Annotated in this window: 2 protein-coding genes and 3 pseudogenes; 2 read left to right on the top strand and 3 right to left on the bottom strand. The window is 64.3% G+C overall.

What is annotated here, in order from left to right; all coding sequences use genetic code 11:
• Positions 1–483: pseudogene (locus tag I5W_RS17040) on the bottom strand (hypothetical protein); the annotation flags it as partial.
• Entirely contained in the window at positions 480–1301 is an 822-nt protein-coding gene (gene mutM / locus I5W_RS17045; RefSeq protein ID WP_044530113.1) for a bifunctional DNA-formamidopyrimidine glycosylase/DNA-(apurinic or apyrimidinic site) lyase, read from the bottom strand. The gene mutM and the pseudogene I5W_RS17040, both read right to left, overlap by 4 nt.
• 187 nt (positions 1302–1488) lie before the next feature.
• Between mutM and I5W_RS17050 the strand changes: the two genes are divergently transcribed.
• Both I5W_RS17050 and lolB read left to right on the top strand, forming a co-directional pair.
• Entirely contained in the window at positions 1489–3291 is a 1803-nt protein-coding gene (locus tag I5W_RS17050; RefSeq protein ID WP_199901755.1) for a tetratricopeptide repeat protein, read from the top strand.
• Positions 3288–3833 (top strand): annotated as a pseudogene (gene lolB / locus I5W_RS17055) (lipoprotein insertase outer membrane protein LolB); the annotation flags it as partial. The gene I5W_RS17050 and the pseudogene lolB, both read left to right, overlap by 4 nt.
• A gap of 46 nt (positions 3834–3879) precedes the next feature.
• Here the strand turns inward: lolB and I5W_RS30060 are convergent.
• A pseudogene (locus tag I5W_RS30060) lies at positions 3880–4159 on the bottom strand (DUF1989 domain-containing protein); the annotation flags it as partial.

Raw genomic sequence — 4159 nt, forward strand, 5'->3', positions numbered from 1 at the left:
GCCATCATCACGGCCGTGGCGAAACTTCTGCGCCGGCCTGGACCTGTCCGAACTGCGCGAGCGAGATACCACCGAATCGGTGCACCATTCGCGCATGTGGCACGCTGCCTTCGAACAGATTTCCTTCGGTCGCGTGCCCGTCGCGCACTTGTGCAGGTTGCGGGCGCGCGTGTAATAGCCCAGTCCGCTCCAGAGCGCCATCACCTCTTCAGAGGGGGCGGCAGCCAGCGCGAAGACATCCGGGCAACGTTCCAGGAAACGCTGGTAGTAGGGAATCACGGCCGCTACCTGGGTCTGCTGCAACATGATTTCGGAGAGCCAGACGCGATAGGCGTCCCGCGTGTTCTGCCAGGGCAGCTGGTGGCGACCATGCTGTTTCTGCCAGGCGATGACGGCGGCAGCAAAGGAAGGATCTTCATATTGCTCGCCAGCGGCATCGAGCGGGGCCGCCGTCTTGCGGCGCGATTCAACAATTCCCTTCATTTCTGGCAACTCACGCAATAGAAGGTGGAGCGCTGGCCCTGCTTGATCTGGCGAATCGGCGTGGCACAGATGCGGCAAGGCTCGCCGGTACGGTTATAGACAAAGTAATTCTGCTGGAAGTAACCCGACTGCCCATTGACGGCGATGAAGTCGCGCAGCGTGCTGCCCCCCTGCTCGATGGCCGCCGCCAAGGTTTCGCGGATGGCCTCGGCCAAGCGCTCGTAGCGCGCCAGGCTGATCTTGTAGGCCGGGGTCTTGGGATTGATGCGGGCCTTGAACAGGCTCTCCGAGGCATAGATGTTGCCCACTCCCACCACGATGTCGCCCGCCAGCAGCACCTGCTTGATGGGCGCGCTGCGGCCACGGGTCTGCTGGAACAACTCCCGCGCGCTGAACTTGTCTTCCAGCGGCTCCAGGCCCAGGCTGCGCAGCAGCAGGTGTTCCTCGATGTGGCCATCGGCCAGGTCGTGCCAGAGAATGGCGCCAAAGCGGCGCGGATCGGTCATGCGCATGACCTGGCCGCCCACTTCGAGATCGAAGTGGTCATGCTTTTGCGGGGCGATGCCCGGCGGCAGGATGCGCAGGTGCCCCGACATGCCCAGGTGCACGATGAGCGTGCCATGGTCGAAATGGATCAGCAGGTATTTGCCGCGCCGTCCGGTGCTACGGATCACGCGACCGGCCAGCAAGGCCTCAAGCCCGCTCGGGAAAGGCCAGCGCAGGCCGGTATGGCGCATGACCACGCCGCTGACGGTCTGGCCCTCCAGATAGGGGGCGACCCCGCGACGGGTGACTTCGACTTCTGGTAATTCTGGCATTGGCTTGCGGATAAGGGGCGACGGGCAGGAAGCTGCATATGATAATGCACTTGCCGAAAACAAGACCTGCAGCTGTGCGTGCAACCTGGGCGCGGAAGCTTGTCAAAGATGGATTACACTGCGCTGTCAGCAACGCCACGTTGGTTGCGCGTAAAATCGAAACTCTGTGAATCGTCAGGATCAAATCTTGAAAAAAACCATCGCCCTCCTCACCAGTTCCCTGCTGCTGACGGCCTGCTCGAGCTTCCAGCAGCCCGGCGACAAGGCGAACCCCCAGGCGGCCCAGGATCAGAAGACCGCCGTCGCCAAGGCGGGCAACCGCAAGAAGGCGCCCAAGGCCAAGGTGCAGCCGCAGGAAGATGCGCTGCCGGCCGTGGAGCTGACCGAGGACATCCTTTATAAAGTGCTGACGGCTGAAATCGCCTTCCAGCGCGGCCAGTGGCAATCGGCCTATGTGACCATGCTGGCGGCCGCCCAGCAGACGCGCGACCCGCGCCTGGCCAAGCGCGCCGCCGAGATGGCCGTGGCTGCACGCCAGGCGGGCGAAGCGCTGGTAGCGGTGCGCCTGTGGACCGAACTGGCGCCGCATTCGGATGAAGCCCTGCAGAACTACCTGGGCCTGATCATGCTGTCGGACAGCGTCGATGAAATCGAACCGCTGCTGACCCAGCGTCTGGCCGACGCCGCCCCGCAGGCACGCGGTCCCATGATCATGCAGATCCAGCGCCTGCTGGCGCGTGCCAAGGACAAGCAAGCCAGCTACACCATCCTGCAGAACATCACCAAGCCCTATGGCGACCTGCTGGAAACCCATCTGGCGCTCGCGCAAGGCGCCTTTGGCCTGGGCGACGCCGCTACCGCCCAGCGCGAAGCCGCCACCGCCCTGAAGATCAAGCCGGACTCGGAACTGGCCGTGCTGACCGCCGCCCAGGTGGCCTCCACCAATGCCGACGCCACCAAGCTGGTGACCGACTTCCTGCGCAAGTACCCGGATTCGCGTGAAGTGCGCGTGGCCTACGCCCGCAGCCTGGTCGAACAGAAGGACTACAAGCAGGCCCGCACCCAGTTCGAGACGCTGTTGAAGGAAGACGGTGAAGACGCCACCACGCTCTTCGCGCTCGGCGTGCTCTCGGCCCAGACCGAACAGTTGAAGGATGCCGAATACTACCTGCAACGCTACCTGCAGGTCCTGTCGGCGCAGCCGGAAGATGACCGCGACCCCAGCCAGGCGCTGCTGCTGCTCTCGCGCATTGCCGAAGAGCGGCGCGACCTCGATTCGGCCCTGCGCTACCTGGACCAGGCCGAACCCGGCAGCGAAGGCTACGTCAACATCCAGGTGCGGCGCGCCCAGTTGCTGGCCCGCAAGAACGACATAGATGCTGCCCGCAAGGCACTGGAGGATGCGCAAGCCGACTCCAACAACGATGGCGAGCAGTTGCAGTTGATGATGGCCGAGTCCAGCCTGCTGCGCGACGCCAATCGCAACCAGGAAGCAGCCGACGTGCTCAAGGGCGGCCTGCAGCGCTTCCCCAACAATACCGATCTGCTCTACGACTATTCCATGGTCCTGGAAAAGCTGGGCAAGTACGACGAGATGGAAAAGTCGCTGCGCCGCGTGATCCAGCTCGCGCCCGGCAACCAGCAAGCCTACAACGCCCTGGGCTATTCGCTGGCCGATCGCAACGTGCGGCTGCCGGAAGCGCTGGAATTGATCCAGAAGGCCGCCGACATGGCCCCTGAAGATCCCTTCATCGCCGACAGCCTGGGCTGGGTGCAGTTCCGCATGGGCCGCACCGAGCAGGCCGAAGCCCAGCTGCGCCGCGCCTATGGCTTGCGGGCCGACGTCGAGATCGGCGTGCACCTGGGTGAAGTGCTGTGGACCAATGGCAAGCGGGACGAAGCGCGCAAGGTGTGGCGCGAAGTCAGCCTGAAGGAACCCCAGAACGAAGTCCTGAAAAGCACACTGGCACGTCTGAATGTGAAGTTATGAGCAAAACATGTGCTTTTGCGAGGGCCACTGCCCTCTGCGCAGCCGCTCTGCTGGGCGGCTGCGCGACGGTGTCGCAGGATGCGGTTCCCACTGGTACCGCCGCTGCGGCCTACCAGAACAACATCGAGATCGATGGCCGCATCTCGGTCCAGTATGAACAGGACCAGCGCCCGCAATCCCTGCATGGCAGCTTCTTCTGGAAGCAGACCGCGCAGGAGCTGAACCTGGAGATGTTCTCGCCGCTGGGCCAGACGGTGGCCACCATCAACGTCAAGCCCGGCATCGCCACCCTGGTGCAGTCGGGCCGCGCACCGCAGGTGGCTGCCGATGTCGATGCCCTGGCTGCGCAATCTCTGGGCTGGCCCTTGCCGGTCTCGGGGATGCGCCAGTGGCTGCAAGGCAGCGGCGTCGATGCGTCCGGCCGTCCCTTCGTGGCCAAGGCCGGAGAGGATGACACCAGCTACCACACCCGCGATGGCTGGCGCGTCACCTATGCCAACTGGGAAACCGATGCCGCCAGCGGCCAGACCCGGCCCAAGCGCATCGACCTGAGCCGCAATACCAGCCAGGCCGGCAAGGTCTCCATCCGCATCGCCATCGATGGCTGCAGCTATGCATATAACGCTTCTCCAGCGCATAGCGCACCGTATTGCTCTCCTGCGCGCAGGCCCCGCCCAGGGTGTCATGGCGACCGCAGGTATCGGCCACGATGGTAGCCAGCGCACGCCCCAGATTGGAATAGAGCACGCTGCCCGCCCCCAGGTAGGCGCGGTTCTGGCGTCGCAGGGTGCGTTGCGGGTCGTAGCGCTCGCGCGGATTGGCGGCGCTGTAGAACAGGGTGTCGATGGCCTGGTTGCCTTCCAGGTCC

The sequence above is a fragment of the Herbaspirillum sp. B65 genome, assembly GCF_000333555.1.
GTDB classification, from domain to species: domain Bacteria; phylum Pseudomonadota; class Gammaproteobacteria; order Burkholderiales; family Burkholderiaceae_D; genus Herbaspirillum; species Herbaspirillum rubrisubalbicans.

Excerpts from the sequence above, each read along its gene's own strand:
- mutM (WP_044530113.1), bottom strand. The coding sequence starts at position 1,301 with ATGCCAGAATTACCAGAAGTCGAAGTCACCCGTCGCGGGGTCGCCCCC.